We start from the raw sequence: 17,072 nt of genomic DNA on the forward strand, positions 1-17,072 counted from the left end.
CTACTTCTTCAGCGAGGCCAGATAGGCGATCAGGTCGCGGCGCTCCTGGGCGTCCGGGACCTGGGCCTGCATGGGCGAGCCCGAGACTATCTTGGTCGGGTCGGTGAGGAATTTGTCGAGCTGGTCCGGCGTCCAGGTCAGGCCCGAGGCGGTCATGGCGTCGGAATAGTTGAAGTCCGCCGCCGTCCCGGCCTTGCGGCCGACGACCCCGTGCAGATCCGGCCCCTGGCCCGGGCCATCCAGCGAATGGCACATGACGCAGCGCGACTGATAGGCGGCTTCCCCCTTGGCGATGTCGGCGCCCTGGCCGTGCGCCGCGCCGGCGATGCCGAGGGCTGCTGTCGCAATCGCCAGGACCCGCCTCACTGGCCGGCCCCGTGCGCCACCCGCCAGATCCCGCCGCCGCCGTCATCGCTGACCAGAAGGGCGCCGTCATGCGCCACCGCCACGCCCACCGGTCGGCCCCAGACGCTCTTGGCGTCGATGACGAAGCCGGTCAGGAAGTCCTCGTACTCCCCGGTCGGGACCCCGTCCTTCAGCTTGACCCGCACCACCTTGTAGCCGGTGCGGACCGCCCGATTCCACGATCCGTGCAGGGCCACGAAGGCGTCTCCCTGGTACTCGGCCGGAAAGGCCGCCGGACCGCCCTTGGCCGTGTAGAAGGTCAGCTCCAGCGGCGCGGAGTGCGGCTGGAAAAGCACGTCCGGCGTCGTCACCCTGTCGGCCAGGTCGGGCCTCTGGCCCTTCAGCCGCGGGTCCTCGTGGGCGCCGATATAGTACCAGGGCCAGCCGTAGAACCCGCCCTCTCGCACCCGCGTGGCATAGTCCGGCGGGGTGTCGTCGCCCAGCAGGTCGCGCTCGTTGGTGGCGCACCAGACGTCGTGGGTCCTGGGATGGATCGCCAGGCCCACGCAATTGCGGATGCCGGCGGCGAACACCTTGCGGTCCTTGCCCTCAGGGTCGAAGGACAGCACCGCGGCCCGGTCCTCCTCCTGGCCCCACATCACGCCCAGCGCATGGTCCTTCTGCCAGGCCAGCGCCTCTTCGGGCGTCTTCTTGGTCACCTGCTCGGCGATGTTCGAGCCAGAGCCGATCGAGACCAGCATGCGCTTGCCGTCGGGCGAGAAGGCGACGTCGCGGGTGAAATGGTACTGGCTGCCGGCGGTCAGCTTGGGGACGATGGTCTCCGGCGCGCCCGAGGCCTTCAGGTCGCCGTCGTGATAGGCGAACCGGACCACCGAATTGGTGTTGGCCACATAGACCCACTTGGGATGCGGGCCGGGCGGGTAGAAGGCGACGCCGAACGGCCGGTCCAGGCCCTCGGCGAAGGTCTCGCTCTGGTCGGGCTTGGCGGCGCCGTCCTTGGCGCGGAACACGTGGATGCGGCCGCCTTGGGTCTCGGCGACAAAGATATCGCCATTGGGCGCGATCCGGATGGTGCGCGGGCCTGACAGGGTGGCGAACTGGCTGACGGTGAAGCCCGCCGGAGTCTTCAGCGCGGCGTCGGCCGGCCTGGGCTTCAGGCTGGCGACGGCGGCGGCGATCGCCTTGGACGGGGGATTGAGATCGGCGGGCGTGATTTTCCGCACCACGCCCGGGGCATCGGTGGTCCAGTCGCCATAGGCCGCGGCGCCGGTGCGGGTCTGGGCGTGGGCCAAGCCCGCCGCCGCCAGGGCCGCCAGCCCCGTCGTGGTCATCCAACGCTTGATCATGTCGTCCTCTGTCGCTCGCCGCTCCGCCTCACCTTATCGCCTGACTTGGTGGGCGGAGCAGCAGATTTCCAGGCGATCGCCGGCTGGTCCCTATCGCGGCGCCGGCTGCCCGCCCTGGCGATAGACCACCCCGGCCTTCATCACGAACTTGACGTGCTCCAGCTGGCTGACGTCGGCCATGGGATCGCCATCGACGGCGACGATGTCGGCGTATTTGCCCGGTGCGATGGCGCCGAGGTCCGCGCCCAGCGGGCCGAGTTCCTTGGCGGCGGTGGTGGTGGCGGCCTGCACCGCCTGCATCGGGGTCATGCCCCACTCGACCATCTTGGCGAACTGCTTGCCGTTGTCGCCGTGGGGGTAGACCCCGGCGTCGGTGCCGAAGGTCATGATCACCCCGGCCTTGACCGCCCGGCGAAAGGTCTCGCGCTGCAGCTTGCCGATCGCCCGCTCCTTGGCCAGGTTCTCGGGCAGCATGCCCATCTTGGCCCCTTCGGCGAGGATGAAGTCGTCGTTGTAGATGTCCATGTCGAAGGCCGCGCCCTTGGCCTTGGCCAGGGCCATGGCTTCGTCGTCGGCCAGGCTGGCGTGCTCGATGGTGTCGACCCCGGCGCGGATGGCGTCCTTGATGCCGCTGGTCCCGTGGGCGTGGGCTGCGACCTTCATGCCCAGCATGTGGGCCTCGTCCACCGCCGCCTTCATCTCCTCATAGGTCATCTGCTGGGCGCCGACGCTGTCGCCCTTGGACAGGACCCCGCCGGTGGCGCAGAGCTTGATCAGGTCGGCGCCGTACTTGTGGTTCTCGCGCACCTTGTGGCGCACCGCGCCCGGTCCGTCGGCCACGCCCTCGCCCACGTCGTGATAGGCGTAGGGCAGAAGGTTCTCGTCGCAGTGGCCGCCGGTGGCCCCGATCAGGGGGCCGGAGACGAACAGGCGCGGGCCGGCAGTCTCTCCGGAATTGATGGAATCACGCAGGGCCACGTCGGCAAAGCCGTCGGCGCCCACATTGCGCAGGGTGGTGAAGCCGGCCTGCAAGCTCTTCCAGGCCTGGGCCACGCCGCTGATCGCCTGCGAGGGCACGCTGACGCCGAGGCCCTGATAGCCTTCGCTGTCCGGGCGCGAGGTGATGTGGGTATGCATGTCGATGAAGCCGGGCAGGATCGTCTCAGCCCCCAGATCGATCCGCCGCGCATCCGCCGGCGCCGCGAGGCTGGCCGCTGTTCCAACCTGGACGATATGCTCGTCCTTGATCAGCACGGCGGGGCTGGAGATCACAGACCCCGAGGCGGGATCGACCATCTTGGCCGCCGTCAGGTAGATCGTCTCGGCCCTCGCCGCCGTGGCCAGCGCCATCACCGCCACGCTGGCCAAGGCCGCGTTCTTCAAACCCTTCATCTGCTTCCTCACCACTCCCAGGCGCACCGCTGCGCCGCACGTGACAGCACCGCTGCACAGGTTCGAGGCCCAAGGCAAGGGCGCCGTGATCACACCAACAGCCTTTGCGACCAATTCGCCGTTCACGCGTTTCTGATGCGCGCCATACGTGTCTTGCGCGATTCGCGGGCGCCCCAGGTGTGACCTTTGAGCTATAAAGCCACCACCTAACCACCGACCCAGACCGACCCCAAAAGATCGACCCGGAGGACCCCATGGTTCAGGTGATTACCGTTGCGCCCATCACGGGCGGATGGACCGTGCAACACGACATCGCCGGCAACGCCATGCTTTTCAAGAGCGGCGCCAAGGCCGAGGCGGCGGCCCGCGAACTGGGCGGCAACCTCGCGCAGAAGGGCGAACCTGCCGAGATACACATCTATCTGCGCGACGGCTCCCTGGCCGGCCGTTTCCTCTGCCCGCCCCAGTTCAGGACCATGGCGGAGGCCTTCTGAGGCGGTTCTGGGGGCCGCCGGACAACCCGATCCGTGACGCGTGACACAATGCCGCGCGCCGCCAATTTAAGACCCGGGAAAGCCTGTTGCGTGCATTTTCCCAAGCATGGACAGGCCGGAAGCCGTATTGCTCATGCCGACGGACGGGGCTGACCCGCGCCGCAGCGAGCCGCGGCTTCGCACGCTCCTCAGCGGCAAGCTGGTGTTTGGAACGCATGACCTGACGGCCGACTGCGCCGTCAGGAACTTGTCCGAGCGGGGCGCCAAGCTGCACACGACCCTGGCCGCCAATCTGCCGCGCGAGCTGTGGCTGATCATGGTCAAGAAGGGCTGCGCCTATCGCGCCACGGTCTGCTGGCGTCGCGGCGACGAGGTGGGCGTGCGCTTCGAGAGCGAGCACGACCTGACCCGCAACACCGATCCCGACCTGGTCGCCGTTCGCCGGGTCTGGCGGGAAGTCGCCGCACGATAGAGGCCGCCGACTATCCGGCCGCGCGGATGCGCTGCAACTCAGTGGCGAGCTGGTCCATGTTCACCGGCTTGCGCACGATCGGCGAGGCGGCATAGCGCTCAGGATTGTCCAGCCGCTCGTAGCCGGTGCAGAACAGGAACGGCACGCCCCCGCGCTGCAGCAGATCCGCCAACGGATAGACGGTGTGGCCGCGCAGGTGGACGTCGAGCATGGCCACGTCGGGCAGGGCGCTTTCGGCGATCAGGTGGAAGGCCTCGTCGACCGATAGGGCCGGGCCGACCACGGTCCAGCCGCGACGACGCATCTGTTCGGCGATCTCCATCGCCACCAGGCTCTCGTCCTCGACGATCAGCAGGCGCTCGCCCTCGCTCGCCGCAGTCTGGCTAATCGGGCTGGCCGTGGCGGATTCGCGCGGCGGATGGGCGTCGATACGGCAGGCGGTCTCGGGCAGGACGGCCGTCAACCTCAGCCCGCCCTTATCCCATAAGATATCCAGCGCCCCGCCGAGCTGTCGCGTGACCACCTCGTTGATCAGGGTCGAGCCGAACCCACGCACCGTAGGCGGCGTCACAGGCGGCCCGCCGGTCTCCTGCCAGGTCAATTCGACGCCCTTGCCGAGATAGAGGCGCGCCGCCACATCCACCCGTCCTCTCTCGGTCGACAGCGCGCCGTACTTCACCGCATTGGTGGCCAGTTCGTGGACCAGCAACCCCACCGGCTGCACCGAGTCCGGCGTCAGCATGATCGTCGGGCAGTCGATACGCACATGCCCGGGCCGTTGATAGGCGGCGCATTCGTCCGCCACCAGCTGGCCCAGCTCGGCGCCTTCCCACCGGTTGCGGGCCAGCAGCACGTGCGAGCGGCCGAGGGACGAGACTCGGCCCATCACCGCCTCGATGAAGCTCTCCGTCGAGGCCGCACGGGTCAGGGACACGACCGCCTGGACCACCGCCAGGGCGTTCTTGGCCCGGTGATCGACCTCCCGCGCCAGGAGATTGCGCGCCTCCTCCACAGCCTTGCGCTCGGTGATGTCACGCAGGATCACCGTCGCCAGACGATCACCGCCGATCTCGACCTGGGAGATCGAGGCCTCGATCGGAAACTCCTCGCCGTTGGCCCTCAGGCCGCTGATGGCGCCCAGCGACCCCATCGCCCGGTTGGTGGCGCCGGTGCGGGTGAAGCGGGCGATGTGCTGCTCGTGGGCGGCGCGAAACCGCTCGGGGATGAAGCGCGAAATGTGCTCGCCCAGCGCCCTGTCGGCCTCGACCCCGAACATGCGCTCGGCCGCCGGGTTGAAAAGCACGATCGCCTGGTTGTGGTCGACCGTGACGATGGCGTCCATGGCCGAGGCGACAATACCCTCCAGCCGCCGCTTGATGTCCGCGACATCCTTAGACCCGCTCTGCCGACGGCGAGGGGCAGTGGTCATGGATCGAACGCCCTCCTCGATCTGAATCGACTATAAGGGGAACTCGGCGCGCTTCAAGGTTGAGTCTGACTTTACCGCCAAGCCGGCGCCCGAGGCCGCACAGGCCGCTCGGATCGGGTTCGGCGAGGTTTTATCGGCGGCGCCGTAGCCTGGCGGTCCCGTTTCCGGGCAGGCTGCAGCGGTCACGCCTCCAGCTCGATGTCCCAATAGAGGTAGTCGAGCCAGCTTTCGTGCAGGTGGTTGGGCGGGAAGCGCCGGCCGTGTTCCTGCAGTTCGTACATGTTGGGGCGGCGGGGGTGATGGTGCGGGTGCATGCCCGCTTCGCGCGGGGTGCGGCCGCCCTTGGTCAGGTTGCAGGGGGCGCAGGCGGTGACGATGTTCTCCCAGGTCGTGCGACCGCCGCGGGAGCGGGGGATGACATGGTCGAAGGTCAGGTCGTCGCCGGAACCGCAGTACTGGCAGGCGAAGGCGTCGCGCAGGAACAGGTTGAAGCGGGTGAAGGCCGGCGGCCGATCCTGGGCCACGTACTGCTTCAGCGACACCACGCTGGGCAGCTTCATCTCGAAGGAGGGGGAGTGGACCGTCTGGTCGTAGGTCGAGACCACGTCGACCCGGTCGAGAAACACCGCCTTGATCACTTCCTGCCAAGGCCACAGGGACAGAGGATAGTAGGAAAGCGGCCGGAAGTCCGCATTGAGCACGAGAGCCGGCCATCCCGACGGCGGACGCTTAAGCACCTGCATGGGAAACCTCCCACCGGGCTGGTCCGGCGGCTGTACGAGCCGCTGATGTCAACGCGAATGGACTGAAGACGAGCTCCTTCCTGACCGCGGCGCCCGCTTCACCGTCAGAATCGACCGATCGATTCGCGAGCATTCTCACCATAGGGGAAAAGCGGCGACAGCTCCATGTCAGGAATGTGATCGTTTGGCCACCATATGGCCAGAAGCGGGGGGTAGGCTAAAAAAACTTGATCGGGACCTAAGGCCCCGGGAGGATCGCTTGAGGGGAGCAGATCCTCTGAGAGAAAAACCGGGAGGAGCGTGGGGAGACGCCCCTCCCTAGTCATTCGGATCCATCATCGGATCGGGAACAGGGCTCAGGCGCCGACCAGGGCAAGGGCGCCGGCCGTGACCAGGCCGAGGGCGAGGAGGAAAACGCCGCCAACGCGGTCGAGAGTCGTTTCAAAGCGAGCGAGAGACATTTGGGTAGTCCTTTTGCGAGAGAGGGTCAGTTCGATTTCAGGCGTCGCCGGGGGGAGCCAGCGGCGGTTCGGATTGTCGCAGGACCTTGGGGAGAAGGACGCTGTTCGATCTGAACGCCGCTTAAATAGTGCATATCTAAACGGTGTCAAGTTCTATCTTTACACCGTTCATATTAAAAGTTAGAAAGGTTCAGGATTTAAGGGTGGAAACATGACGACCGTGGCCTTGGCCGAATCCAAACCCTATCATCATGGCGATCTGCGCCGCGCCCTGCTGCTCGCCGCCGAGGCGGTTCTGGAGCGTGAGGGTCCCAGCGCCCTGTCTCTGCGCGCGGTGGCGCGCGAGGCGGGGGTCAGCCCGGCGGCGCCCTACCACCACTTCAAGGACAAGAACGAACTGCTCAACGCCGTGGCTATGGAGGGCTTCTCCCAGCTGCACGACGCCATGGCCATGGCGATCAAGGATGAGCCGGCCGAGGAGCGGCGGCTGGCGATCGGCGTGGCCTATGTGGAATTCGCCCAGGCCAATCCCGCGCTCTATCGCGTGATGTACGACTGCGCCCGCAATGGCGAGGCCCTGCCGGAGGACACGCACGAAAACGACGCCATGGGCGGCTACAAACTGGTCAAGGACACCATCAACGAAGCGTCCGGCGGCCAGTTGAGCGAGCTGGACCTGGAGCTGACCTGCATCGCCTCCTGGTGCGCGGTGCATGGCCTGGCCGAGATGTGCAAGTTCCACAAGTTCAATCCGCTGAAAGAGATGATGGGCGGTGAGCGCGCCTTCCTGGAGGGCGTGCTGGACCATTTCGGCGTGCTGAGCCGGACCAAGAAAGCCTGACCCAGCCTTGTTCGCCAGCCGCTTCGCGCCATCGCCCAGCGGCTATCTGCATCGCGGCCACGCCTTTTCCGCCCTGACGGCTTTCAAAGCTGCACGTGAGGCGCAAGGCCGCTTCATCCTGCGCATCGAGGACATCGACACCGAGCGCTGCCGGCAGGAATTTGAAGCCGCCATCTTCGAAGACCTCGCCTGGCTGGGCCTCGAATGGGAGCAACCGGTTCGCCGCCAGTCGGATCACCTGGCCGACTACCAGGCGGCGCTCGAGCGCCTGAGGGCCGACGGCCTCGTCTATCGCTGCTTCAAGACCCGCCGCGAGATTCTGGACGAGATCGCCCGCGCGCCCCACGGGCCCGAGACGCCCTATCGCGGCGCGCGCCTGGCGCCCGACGAGGAGGCGCGGATGCTCGAAACCGGCGCCCCGTTCGCGTGGCGGTTGTCGCTGGAGGCCGCGCGGGCCCGGCTAGGCCCTGCCTGGGACGCATTGAGTTTCACTGAGGAAGGCGCCGGGCCGAACGGCGAGCACGGCCTGATTGGCGCTCGACCGGAAACGGCGGGCGATGTGATCCTGGCGCGCAAGGGGCTCGGCGTCGCCTATCACCTTGCGGTCGTGGTCGATGACGCCCTGCAGGGGATAACCCACGTGGTGCGAGGCCAGGACCTGTTCGAGGCGGCGCACATCCAGCGCCTGCTGCAGGCCCTGCTCGGCCTGCCGACGCCGACCTATCGCCACCACCGGCTCCTAGTCGGCCCAGACGGCAAACGCTTCGCCAAGCGCGACAGGGCCGAGACCCTGAGGGAAATCCGGGCGCGTGGGGTGAGCGCAGCCGCGCTCAGGAACGAACTGGGGTTCTGAGCAAAGCCCCTTCCCCGCAAGGGAGAAGGGGCGCTCAGCATCACAGCGTCCGCTTGACCTCTTCCACGGTGAAGCACTCGATGGTGTCGCCGGGCTTGATGTCCTGGAAGTTGGCGAAGGCCATGCCGCATTCCTGGCCGACCACCACCTCGTTGACCTCGTCCTTGAAGCGCTTGAGCGTCTGCAGGGTGCCCAGCTCCAGGATGACCACGTTGTCGCGGACGATCCGGACGCGGGCGCCTTTTCGCACCACGCCTTCGGTGACCTTACAGCCCGCCACGCGGCCGACCTTGGAGATGTCGAAGGCCTGCAGCACCTCGGCGTTGCCCAGGAAGGTCTCGCGCTGGATCGGCGCCAGCATGCCCGAGAGCACGCCTTTGATGTCGTCGAGAAGGTCGTAGATGATCGCGTAGTAGCGGATCTCGACCCCTTCGCGGTCGGCAAGGTCGCGGGCCTGCTTCGAGGCGCGGACGTTGAAGCCCAGGACCGGCGCGCCGATCCCCTTGGCCAGCATGACATCGCTCTCGTTGATCGCCCCGGCGCCGGAATGGATGATCCGGGCGCGGACCTCGTCGGTGGAGATCTTCTCCAGCGAGCTGACGATAGCCTCGGCCGAGCCCTGCACGTCCGCCTTGATGATCAGCGGCAGTTCGGCGACCTTCTTGTCCTGCAGCTTGGCCATCATGTCGGCCAGCGAAGCGCCGGCCACGCCGGCCGGTGCAACGGTCTTTTCGCGCTTCAGGCGGATGCGGTATTCGGTCAGCTCGCGGGCTCGGGCCTCGTTCTCGACCACCGCGAAGGGCTCGCCCGGATCGGGCGTGCCGTCCAGGCCGAGGATCTCCACCGGCTCGGACGGGCCGGCCTCGGGCACCTGCTCGTCGCGCTCGTTGATCAGGGCGCGAACGCGGCCCCAGTTGGCGCCGGCCACGACGATGTCCGAGCGCTTCAGGGTGCCGCGCTTGACCAGTACGGTGGCCACCGCGCCGCGGCCGCGATCCAGCTTGGACTCGATGACGATGCCGTCGGCCACCCGGTCGGGATTGGCCTTCAGGTCCATCAGCTCGGCCTGCAGCAGGATGCCTTCGATCAGATTGTCCAGGCCGATCTTCTTGGTCGCCGAAACCTCGACGATCTGGGTGTCGCCGCCCAGGCTCTCGGCCACGATCTCGTGCTGCAGCAACTCGTTGACCACCCGGGTCGCGTCGGCGTCCGGCTTGTCGATCTTGTTGACCGCCACGATGATCGGGGCGCCGGCGGCCTTGGCGTGGTTGATGGCCTCGATGGTCTGGGGCATCACGCCGTCGTCGGCCGCCACCACCAGGATGACGATGTCGGTGACGTTGGCGCCGCGGGCGCGCATGGCCGAGAAGGCCGCGTGGCCCGGCGTGTCCAGGAAGGTGACGCGCTCGCCGTTCGGCAGGCGCACCTGGTAGGCGCCGATGTGCTGGGTGATGCCGCCGTGCTCGCCGGCCGCAACGTCCGTAGAACGCAGGGCGTCCAAGAGGCTGGTCTTGCCGTGGTCGACGTGACCCATCACCGCGACCACAGGGGCGCGCGGCAGCAGGTGATCGTCGACATCCTCGGCGCCGATGAAGCCTTCTTCGACGTCGGATTCCGAGACGCGGCGGACGGTATGGCCGAATTCGGTGGCCACCAGCTCGGCGGTGTCGCTGTCGATCACGTCGTTGATCTTCAGCATCAGGCCCTGGCGCATCAGGAACTTGATGATCTCGACGCCGCGGGTGGCCATGCGGTTGGCCAGTTCCTGCACGGTGATGACGTCGGGAATGACGACTTCACGCGCCGTGCGGGCCTGTTCCTGGGCCCCGCCCTTGCGCTTTTCGCGCTCGCGTTCGCGGGCCCGGCGCACCGAGGCCAGCGAGCGCATGCGTTCGACGGCCTCGTCGTCGTTGCCGGCCACGGCCTGGATGGTCAGGCGGCCTTCGCGGCGCTGAGGCGCGCCCTTGACGCTGCGGGTCGGCTTGGCCGGGGCGGCCTTGGAGCCGCGGCGGGCGGCGCTTTCTTCCTCGTCGTCCGGACGGCGGTCGATCACGCCGCCGCCGGGGCGCGGGGCCTGGCGGGTGGCGCGCTGGATCTCGGGTCCGGCCGGCGCTTCGGCGCGGCCAATGCCCGGCGGGCGCGGTCCACGATCGCCGCGCGGGGCGGGGGCCGGGTTCAGCGCGGAATAGCGGACGGTCTCGCCCTGGCGCGGCGGGCGGTCGCCGAACCGGCCGCCGCCTTCCGGGCGGCCGCCTTCGCGCGGACCACGGGGCGGATAGCCGCCCTCGGGACGCGGGCCACGGGGGCCTTCGGGGCGGGGACCGCGATCAGGACGCGGGCCGCCTTCGGGGCGAGGCCCACGGCCGGCGACTTCGCCGCGCTGACCGAAATTGACGTTCTGCTGCGGGCGCTCGGGCCGGTAGGTGGTGGTCGAGCTGCGATCGTCACGGCGGTCGTCGCGGCGCGGCTGGTCACGGCCTTCCTGCCGCGGCGGGGCGGCGGAGGCGCGAACCGGTTCGGCCGGGCGCGGTTCCGGCGCCCGCTGCGGCGGCGGCTCAGGGGCGCGAGCCACCACGGGCGCCGGGCGCGGGGCCTCGGCGACGGGCGCAGGGGCCTGGGGCGCGGCAGGCGCAGGCTGAGCCGGCTGGGCGGCGGCCTGGGCGGCGCGCTCGGCGGCTTCCGCCTCGCGGCGACGGGCCTCGTCGGCGCGCCGGCGGGCGTCTTCCTCGGCGCGTCGAGCGGCGTCGCGGCGCTCCTGCTCGGCGCGGGCGGTTTCCAGCACGCGCTGGCGGGCGCGCAGCTCTTCCTGGCTGAGGTTCAGGCCGCCCTGGCCGCCGGCGGGGGCGGCCGGACGCGGGGCCTGGGGCTCACGCGGCCGGACATCCAGGGCGCCGCGCTTCTCGGCGGGCGAGGGGCCGGCAAGATTCGTCGGCGCCGGCGCATCCACGCGCCGCCGCTTGGTCTCGACCACCACGGTCTTGGACCGGCCGTGGCTGAAGCTCTGCTTGACCGTCCCGGCATTGACCGCGCCCTGCCTGGGTTTCAGGGTCAGGGGCGCACGTCCGCTGGTGTTGCGGCCATTTTCGTCGTCGTTCGCGTCGCTCATCCGCTCGCTTTACTGACATGCCGAGCCCGGTGGCGCGGCCTGTCCCTACCGTTGCAAATCCATAGCAGAACAGGCCATCGGCAGCCGAGGCGCCTGGCCCGTTCTCAAGGCTCCTCGCGCCAACTCTCAGGAAGGAGCGGACGGAAGCCAGAAAGACGCTCGACATCGATTGTCCAGCTCTTCGCGCCTCGTCCCGCAAGGAAGGCGAGGTGTATCACATTTCCAAGCCCCAAGGCCAAACTCAATTCTTGCGAATCGAACACGCCCAGAAGCCGGGGCGGGTGACCGGACCTGCGGCCGGCCTGCAAAAGCTTGCGCCGCCCGTCCGCAGCGCCGTCCGAGGCGTCGATCAGCCAGGCGGCCTTGCCCGCCAAAATCGCCTGAGAAACCCCGTCGAACCCCGAAATAAGCTCGCCAGCCCGCCGCGCAAGCCCCAGGCCCTGCAGAATCCGAAGCTTGAGCAGGGATTCAACCTGATCGGCCAGGTCCGCCGGCGCGGAGAGCTTGGTCTTGGCCGCCCGCGAGAAGCCGCCCTTCTTCGCCGCCGCCTCCACCGAAGCCCGATCCGCCGCGACCCACAGCCCCCGCCCCGGCAGCTTGCGCGCCAGGTCCGGAACCACCGAACCGTCCGGCCCGGCCACGAACCGCACCAGCCGCGCCTCGTCCATCACCTGGCCCGAAACCAGGTCCCGCCGCTGGCGGCTCGCCTCGGCGTGGGTGGCGGGGGATGGGGCGTCGGTCGTGGGGTGGCTCCATAGAAAAGCCCCTCCCCCTTGCGGGGAGGGGTTGGGGTTAGGGTGTCGGCGCGAGCTTTCGGGGTTGGAGGTTCACCCCCATCCCCTGCCCTTCCCCCACAAAGGGGAAGGGGTTCGGAAGGCTCAGCCCTCTTCGGCTTCGGCCTCGGCTTCTTCCGCCAGCTCCTCGCCTTCTTCCAGATATTCCTCTTCCGGCGCCGGCTCGACCCAGCCCATGGCCACGCGGGCGTTCATGATCAGGGCCTCGGCCGCCTCGGCCGACAGGCTGAAGCTTTCCAGGATGCCGGATTCGCGCACCCGCTCGCCATTCTTGACCTCGAACCAGCCGCGCAAGTCGTCAGGCACCAGGCCGGCCAGGTCCTCGACGGTCTTCACATCGCCTTCGCCCAGGGCCACGGCGATCGGCAGGGTCACGCCTTCGATCTCGAGCACGCCGTCCTCGACGCCCAGGGCCTTGCGCTTCTCGTCCAGTTCGGCGGCTTCCTTTTCCAGGAAGTCGCGGGCGCGGGCCTGCAGCTCCTCGGCGGTGTCCTCGCCGAAGCCTTCGATCGAGGCGATCTCGTCCGCCTCGACATAGGCCACGTCCTCGACGGTGGCGAAACCTTCGGTGACCAGCAGCTGGGCGATGACCTCGTCCACGTCCAGGGCTTCCTGGAACAGGGCGGTGCGCTCGGCGAACTCGCGCTGGCGGCGCTCGCTCTCCTGGCTTTCGGTCATGATGTCGATCTGCCAGCCGGTCAGCTGGCTGGCCAGGCGCACGTTCTGGCCGCGGCGGCCGATGGCCAGAGACAGCTGCTCGTCGGGCACGACGACCTCGACCCGCTCGTCCTCCTCGTCCATCACCACCTTGGTGACTTCGGCGGGCGCAAGCGCGTTCACCAGGAAGGTGGCCTCGTCCGGCGACCAGGAGATGATGTCGATCTTCTCGCCCTGCAGCTCGGCCACCACCGCCTGAACGCGGCTGCCGCGCATGCCGACGCAGGCGCCGACCGGGTCGATGGAGCTGTCGTTGGACACCACCGCCATCTTGGCGCGGCTGCCCGGGTCGCGGGCGATGGCGCGGATCTCGATCACCCCGTCATAGACTTCCGGCACTTCCTGGGCGAACAGCTTGGCCATGAAGCCGCCGTGGGCGCGGGAGAGCATGATCTGCGGGCCCTTGGCCTCGCGGCGGACGTCGTAGATGTAGCTGCGGATGCGGTCGCCGACCTGGAAATTCTCGCGCGGGATCGCCTGGTCGCGGCGCACGATGCCTTCGCCGCGGCCCAGGTCGACGATGATGTTGCCGTATTCGACCCGCTTGACCACGCCGTTGACGATCTCGCCCACGCGGTCCTTGAATTCCTCGTGCTGCCGCTCGCGCTCGGCCTCGCGCACCTTGCCGGTGACCACCTGGCGGGCCATCTGGGTCTGCACCCGGCCGATCTCGAACGGCGGCAGGATTTCTTCGTAGACCTTGCCGACAAAAGCGTCCTTGTCGTCGCGCTTGGCGTCAGACAGGCTCTTGAAGGCGTAATCGTTCTCGATCGGCTCTTCGTCGTCGACCACGGTGACGAAGCGCTTGATCACCGTCTCGCCGCTCTTGGGGTCCATGTGCACGCGGATGTCGTGCTCAGCGCCGTAGCGGGCGCGGGCGGCCTTCTGGATCGCCTCCTCGATCGCCTCGATCACCACTTCGCGCTCGATCGACTTCTCCCGCGCGACCGCCTCGGCGATCTGCAAGAGTTCCTGGCGGTTGGCGGAAACGCCGGTCAGGGCCATGGGGTCTACTCCTCGTCCGCGTCCGAAGACGCCTGTTCGTGTTCCAGCCGCGCCTGGCGTTGCTCGGCGCCGCGTTTCATCAACTCGTCGTTCAGCACCAGCTTGGCGTCGATGATCCAGGCGAAGGGGACCAGGGCGGTCTCCTCCTCGCCTTCCAGGTTGATGGCGACATTGTCGCCCTCGATCCCGGCCAGCTCGCCCTTGAAGCGCTTGCGGCCGTCGGCCAAGCGGTCCAGCTCCAGCCGCGCCTCCAGGCCCTCATAGGCCTCGAAGTCCTTCAGACGGGTCAGGGGGCGGTCGATGCCGGGACTGGAGACTTCCAGCAGGTAGTCGCCGGAGATGGGATCGGCCGCGTCGAGCACTTCCGACAGGGCGCGCGACAAACGGGCGCAGTCGTCGACGTTCATTTCGCCGTGAGCGTCCTCGGCCATCACCTGCAGCCGGCGCGACTGGGTCCCGCCCATCAGGCGCAGGCGCACGATCTCATAGCCCGCCGCCTCGGCCACCGGGTCGAGCAGTTCCAGCAAACTCCGGTCTTCCTGCGTCTTGCCGCGCAAGGGTCCCTCGAAAATCCAACAAAAAAGCGGCGGGCCTTCCGGCCGCCGCTCGAAAGCGCCATCCAGCGCAAACGATCGATGTGAGAGGGTTTATAGACGGGCCCGGAGCGTTTGTCAGCCCCTTTGCGGCATTCGCGGAGCATCTCGTTTTCCGCCCTTGGATTTTCCCTAGGCTGCTTGAAGGCGGGCTTTTGCAGTTGTCCGCCCCGCTCGATCCGGCGAATCGCCGGCGACTACATCCGAACTGGAGAGGTCAGAGCGAACGCCGCTGTGACCTGTGTCACTATTGCGTCCAGCAAGCTTTACCATGAATGTCGGCTCGGGCGGGCCATTGGGGTCCGACGGGGGCATGACATGATTTCAAGCTATTGCGCGGCCGGGCATGGCCGCGGTCGGCACGTGGCCGTCTCGAAGTCGGCTTGGCTGTTCGGACTGCTGGCGATGCTGGCTCTGGCGCTGTTCGCAGGCGCCGCCCGCGCCGGGGCTTTTGTGGATGCGGCGCTTCCAGATCTGAAGCCTGAGCAGAAGGTTGCGGTGAAGACCCCTCAGCCGGTGCAGCTGCTGTTCCAGTTCCAGACCAAGGGCGCCCCCAACGCCAAGGCGACCAAGTTCGTCCAGCAGCAGGTGGTCGACACCGTCAAGAGCAGCGGTCTGTTCTCTGAGGTCAGCGACGCCCCGACCGCCAATGGCGCCCTGCTCAGCGTGACCATCAACGATGCGCCTTCGCCGCAAGAGATGGACGAGGCCAAGGCCAAGGGTTTCGTCACCGGCGCGACCTTCTTCGTGGTCGGCAGCACGGTGCGCGAGGACTACATCTGCACGATCGACTACGTGCCCGGGCCCAATGCGCCGAAGATCAGCGCTTCGGCCAAGCACGCGATCTATATCCAGCTCGGCATGATCAACAGCGCGCCGCCCAACGCTGTAAAAGTGGATGGCGGGACCAGGGGCGCGGTCATGACCATGGTCCGCCAGATCGTCTCCAACCCGCTGAATGTCGTGGCCGCCGATCCGGGCTTCCAGCCGGCCGCCGCCGCCAGCACGCCGGCGACACCTGCGATTCCGGCCCCGGTTGCGACGCCTGACCAGGCCCCGGCCGCGCCGGCCCAGCAAGCTGCGCCGACGACGACGCCAGCCGCCCCCGCTCCGACCTCTCAGGCGGCGCCGGGGGCGACGCCTTCGGTGGCGCACTGATGCGTCGGACTCGCCTCGGGTTGCTGCTGACGGCTGCGCTGTGCGCCTCCGGATGCGCCATGACGCCCCTGCCGCCGCCCACCGCCAGCCTGGACAACGTCCAGGCGTTGCGCAGCGCCGGCTTGGCGCCGATGCGGACCGGGACCTTCGTTGCTGGCCCCGGCCGACCAACCGAGATGGACCACTCCATCGCGGTCCGCGCCGGCGTCCAGCCGGCGCCCGGCGGTTCGTTCGCCAAGTATCTGGGCGATACCTTGCAGGCCGAGCTGAAGGGCGCCGGTCGGCTCGATCCCAACGCCACCCTGGTCGTCAGCGGCGTCGTGACCGACACCCACGTCGACAGCGCCATGCCGACCGCCCATGCGGCGCTGGCGGCCAAGTTCACCCTGGTGCGCGACGGACGGCCGGTGTTCGAGAAGACCCTCCGGGTCGAGGATCACTGGGACTCCGACTTCATGGGCGCCGTAGCCATCCCGGATGCGTTCAATCACTATACGGGCCTGTTTCCCAAGCTGATCGGGGCGTTGCTGGCGGACGCCGACTTCAGGGCCGCCGCTAAGGCGGGATGATCAGAGGTCTTCAGATCCGGCCAAACTCCAGGAACACCGGCGCGCAGTCGCCCAGCGCCTTGGTCTCGTAGCGCGTGGTCAAATGGTCGGCCGGCGGCAGGCGCCAGTCGTCCGCCCGCTCCGCCAGCCATCGGAAGTCCTTCGACTTCAGCATCCGCTCCAGGGTCCAGGCGGCGTAGTCCTTCCAGTCGGTGGCGAAGCGCAGGCGACCGCCGCTCTTCAGGGCGCGGGCGAGGGCGGCGATGGTCTCTTCCTGGATCAGGCGGCGCTTGTGGTGGCGGGTCTTGGGCCAGGGGTCGGGGAACAGGATGAAGGCGCGGTCGAGGCTGGCGGGGGCGATCTGGGCCAGCACCTCCCGCGCATCGCCCTGATGGATGCGGACATTGGCAAGGCCCATCTCGTCCACATGGCGCAGCGCGCTGGCGACTCCGTTGAGGAACGGCTCCACGCCCAGGATCAGCACCTCCGGCCGGCGGGCGGCCTGGCCGGCCATGTGCTCGCCGCCGCCGAAGCCGATCTCGAGCCACGCCTCCGCGGCGCCAGTCTTCAACGAGCGGGGATCGAACGGGCCATCGGGGATGGCGATGTTTGGCGCCAGCGTTTCCAACAGCGCCGCCTGGCGCGGCTTGATCGGCCGGGCCTTGATGCGGCCATAGGAGCGCAGGACGCCGTGGGTCGGGTCGTCGGCGGTCATGGAACAGGTCTAACCACGAAGAACACAAAGCGCACGAAG

At 68.3% G+C, this 17,072-nt stretch carries 16 protein-coding genes; 6 read left to right on the forward strand and 10 right to left on the reverse strand.

Features of this window, described 5'->3' with window-relative positions; translation table 11 throughout:
- The 3 genes from KCG34_RS15070 to KCG34_RS15080 all read right to left on the reverse strand — a co-directional run bounded on the left by KCG34_RS15070 (position 1) and on the right by KCG34_RS15080 (position 3,104).
- Positions 1–366: a c-type cytochrome gene (locus KCG34_RS15070; RefSeq protein WP_249138035.1), complete on the reverse strand. Its 366-nt coding sequence runs from the start codon at positions 364–366 to the stop codon at positions 1–3.
- Complete coding sequence (locus KCG34_RS15075; RefSeq protein WP_211936465.1) at positions 363–1,712, reverse strand: PQQ-dependent sugar dehydrogenase; 1,350 nt, start codon at positions 1,710–1,712, stop codon at positions 363–365. Before KCG34_RS15075 ends, KCG34_RS15070 begins: the two co-directional genes overlap by 4 nt.
- 90 nt (positions 1,713–1,802) lie before the next feature.
- On the reverse strand, positions 1,803–3,104 hold the full coding sequence (locus tag KCG34_RS15080) for a Xaa-Pro dipeptidase (RefSeq protein ID WP_211936466.1): 1,302 nt from the start codon (positions 3,102–3,104) through the stop codon (positions 1,803–1,805).
- Between the two features lie 254 nt (positions 3,105–3,358).
- Between KCG34_RS15080 and KCG34_RS15085 the strand changes: the two genes are divergently transcribed.
- On the forward strand, positions 3,359–3,598 hold the full coding sequence (locus KCG34_RS15085) for a DUF2188 domain-containing protein (protein ID WP_211936467.1): 240 nt from the start codon (positions 3,359–3,361) through the stop codon (positions 3,596–3,598).
- Positions 3,599–3,731: 133 nt separating this feature from the next.
- Positions 3,732–4,070 carry a PilZ domain-containing protein gene (locus tag KCG34_RS15090; RefSeq protein ID WP_211936468.1) on the forward strand — a complete coding sequence of 113 codons (339 nt, stop codon included), beginning with the start codon at positions 3,732–3,734 and terminating at the stop codon, positions 4,068–4,070.
- Between the two features lie 10 nt (positions 4,071–4,080).
- Here the strand turns inward: KCG34_RS15090 and KCG34_RS15095 are convergent, their stop codons facing one another.
- Positions 4,081–5,499, reverse strand: coding sequence for a PAS domain S-box protein (locus tag KCG34_RS15095; RefSeq protein WP_211936469.1), 1,419 nt, complete (start codon positions 5,497–5,499; stop codon positions 4,081–4,083).
- A gap of 182 nt (positions 5,500–5,681) precedes the next feature.
- A complete protein-coding gene (locus KCG34_RS15100; protein ID WP_211936470.1) occupies positions 5,682–6,242 on the reverse strand; it encodes an HNH endonuclease in 561 nt (186 codons plus the stop codon).
- Between the two features lie 672 nt (positions 6,243–6,914).
- Here KCG34_RS15100 and KCG34_RS15105 point away from each other — a divergent pair.
- Complete coding sequence (locus tag KCG34_RS15105; RefSeq protein WP_211936471.1) at positions 6,915–7,544, forward strand: TetR/AcrR family transcriptional regulator; 630 nt, start codon at positions 6,915–6,917, stop codon at positions 7,542–7,544.
- A gap of 7 nt (positions 7,545–7,551) precedes the next feature.
- On the forward strand, positions 7,552–8,397 hold the full coding sequence (gene gluQRS, locus KCG34_RS15110; protein WP_211936472.1) for a tRNA glutamyl-Q(34) synthetase GluQRS: 846 nt from the start codon (positions 7,552–7,554) through the stop codon (positions 8,395–8,397).
- Between the two features lie 40 nt (positions 8,398–8,437).
- Here gluQRS and infB read toward each other — a convergent pair whose 3' ends face one another.
- The 4 genes from infB to rimP all read right to left on the reverse strand — a co-directional run bounded on the left by infB (position 8,438) and on the right by rimP (position 14,576).
- Positions 8,438–11,503, reverse strand: coding sequence for a translation initiation factor IF-2 (gene infB, locus KCG34_RS15115; protein WP_211936473.1), 3,066 nt, complete (start codon positions 11,501–11,503; stop codon positions 8,438–8,440).
- A 104-nt stretch (positions 11,504–11,607) separates the two neighbouring features.
- Entirely contained in the window at positions 11,608–12,171 is a 564-nt protein-coding gene (locus KCG34_RS15120) for an RNA-binding protein (protein WP_249138036.1), read from the reverse strand.
- Between the two features lie 210 nt (positions 12,172–12,381).
- Positions 12,382–14,019, reverse strand: coding sequence for a transcription termination factor NusA (nusA, locus tag KCG34_RS15125; RefSeq protein ID WP_211936474.1), 1,638 nt, complete (start codon positions 14,017–14,019; stop codon positions 12,382–12,384).
- A gap of 5 nt (positions 14,020–14,024) precedes the next feature.
- Complete coding sequence (gene rimP / locus KCG34_RS15130; protein ID WP_211936475.1) at positions 14,025–14,576, reverse strand: ribosome maturation factor RimP; 552 nt, start codon at positions 14,574–14,576, stop codon at positions 14,025–14,027.
- A 354-nt stretch (positions 14,577–14,930) separates the two neighbouring features.
- On the opposite strand from rimP, the gene KCG34_RS15135 reads away from it, so the two are divergent.
- Both KCG34_RS15135 and KCG34_RS15140 read left to right on the forward strand, forming a co-directional pair.
- Positions 14,931–15,770: a hypothetical protein gene (locus KCG34_RS15135; RefSeq protein WP_211936476.1), complete on the forward strand. Its 840-nt coding sequence runs from the start codon at positions 14,931–14,933 to the stop codon at positions 15,768–15,770.
- Positions 15,770–16,339, forward strand: a complete 570-nt coding sequence (locus KCG34_RS15140) for a hypothetical protein (RefSeq protein ID WP_211936477.1) — start codon at positions 15,770–15,772, stop codon at positions 16,337–16,339. Before KCG34_RS15135 ends, KCG34_RS15140 begins: the two co-directional genes overlap by 1 nt.
- Positions 16,340–16,349: 10 nt before the next feature.
- On the opposite strand, the gene trmB is transcribed toward KCG34_RS15140, so the two are convergent.
- Entirely contained in the window at positions 16,350–17,033 is a 684-nt protein-coding gene (gene trmB / locus KCG34_RS15145) for a tRNA (guanosine(46)-N7)-methyltransferase TrmB (protein WP_211936478.1), read from the reverse strand.
- Positions 17,034–17,072: the final 39 nt, after the last annotated feature.

This window comes from Phenylobacterium montanum, assembly GCF_018135625.1.
GTDB lineage: Bacteria > Pseudomonadota > Alphaproteobacteria > Caulobacterales > Caulobacteraceae > Poindextera > Poindextera montana.

Coding starts and splice junctions, on each gene's coding strand:
- KCG34_RS15075 (WP_211936465.1), bottom strand. CDS start 1,712: ATGATCAAGCGTTGGATGACCACGACGGGGCTGGCGGCCCTGGCGGCG.
- KCG34_RS15080 (WP_211936466.1), bottom strand. CDS start 3,104: ATGAAGGGTTTGAAGAACGCGGCCTTGGCCAGCGTGGCGGTGATGGCG.
- KCG34_RS15085 (WP_211936467.1), top strand. CDS start 3,359: ATGGTTCAGGTGATTACCGTTGCGCCCATCACGGGCGGATGGACCGTG.
- KCG34_RS15090 (WP_211936468.1), top strand. CDS start 3,732: ATGCCGACGGACGGGGCTGACCCGCGCCGCAGCGAGCCGCGGCTTCGC.
- KCG34_RS15095 (WP_211936469.1), bottom strand. CDS start 5,499: ATGACCACTGCCCCTCGCCGTCGGCAGAGCGGGTCTAAGGATGTCGCG.
- KCG34_RS15100 (WP_211936470.1), bottom strand. CDS start 6,242: ATGCAGGTGCTTAAGCGTCCGCCGTCGGGATGGCCGGCTCTCGTGCTC.
- KCG34_RS15105 (WP_211936471.1), top strand. CDS start 6,915: ATGACGACCGTGGCCTTGGCCGAATCCAAACCCTATCATCATGGCGAT.
- infB (WP_211936473.1), bottom strand. CDS start 11,503: ATGAGCGACGCGAACGACGACGAAAATGGCCGCAACACCAGCGGACGT.
- KCG34_RS15120 (WP_249138036.1), bottom strand. CDS start 12,171: ATGGACGAGGCGCGGCTGGTGCGGTTCGTGGCCGGGCCGGACGGTTCG.
- nusA (WP_211936474.1), bottom strand. CDS start 14,019: ATGGCCCTGACCGGCGTTTCCGCCAACCGCCAGGAACTCTTGCAGATC.
- KCG34_RS15135 (WP_211936476.1), top strand. CDS start 14,931: ATGATTTCAAGCTATTGCGCGGCCGGGCATGGCCGCGGTCGGCACGTG.
- KCG34_RS15140 (WP_211936477.1), top strand. CDS start 15,770: ATGCGTCGGACTCGCCTCGGGTTGCTGCTGACGGCTGCGCTGTGCGCC.
- trmB (WP_211936478.1), bottom strand. CDS start 17,033: ATGACCGCCGACGACCCGACCCACGGCGTCCTGCGCTCCTATGGCCGC.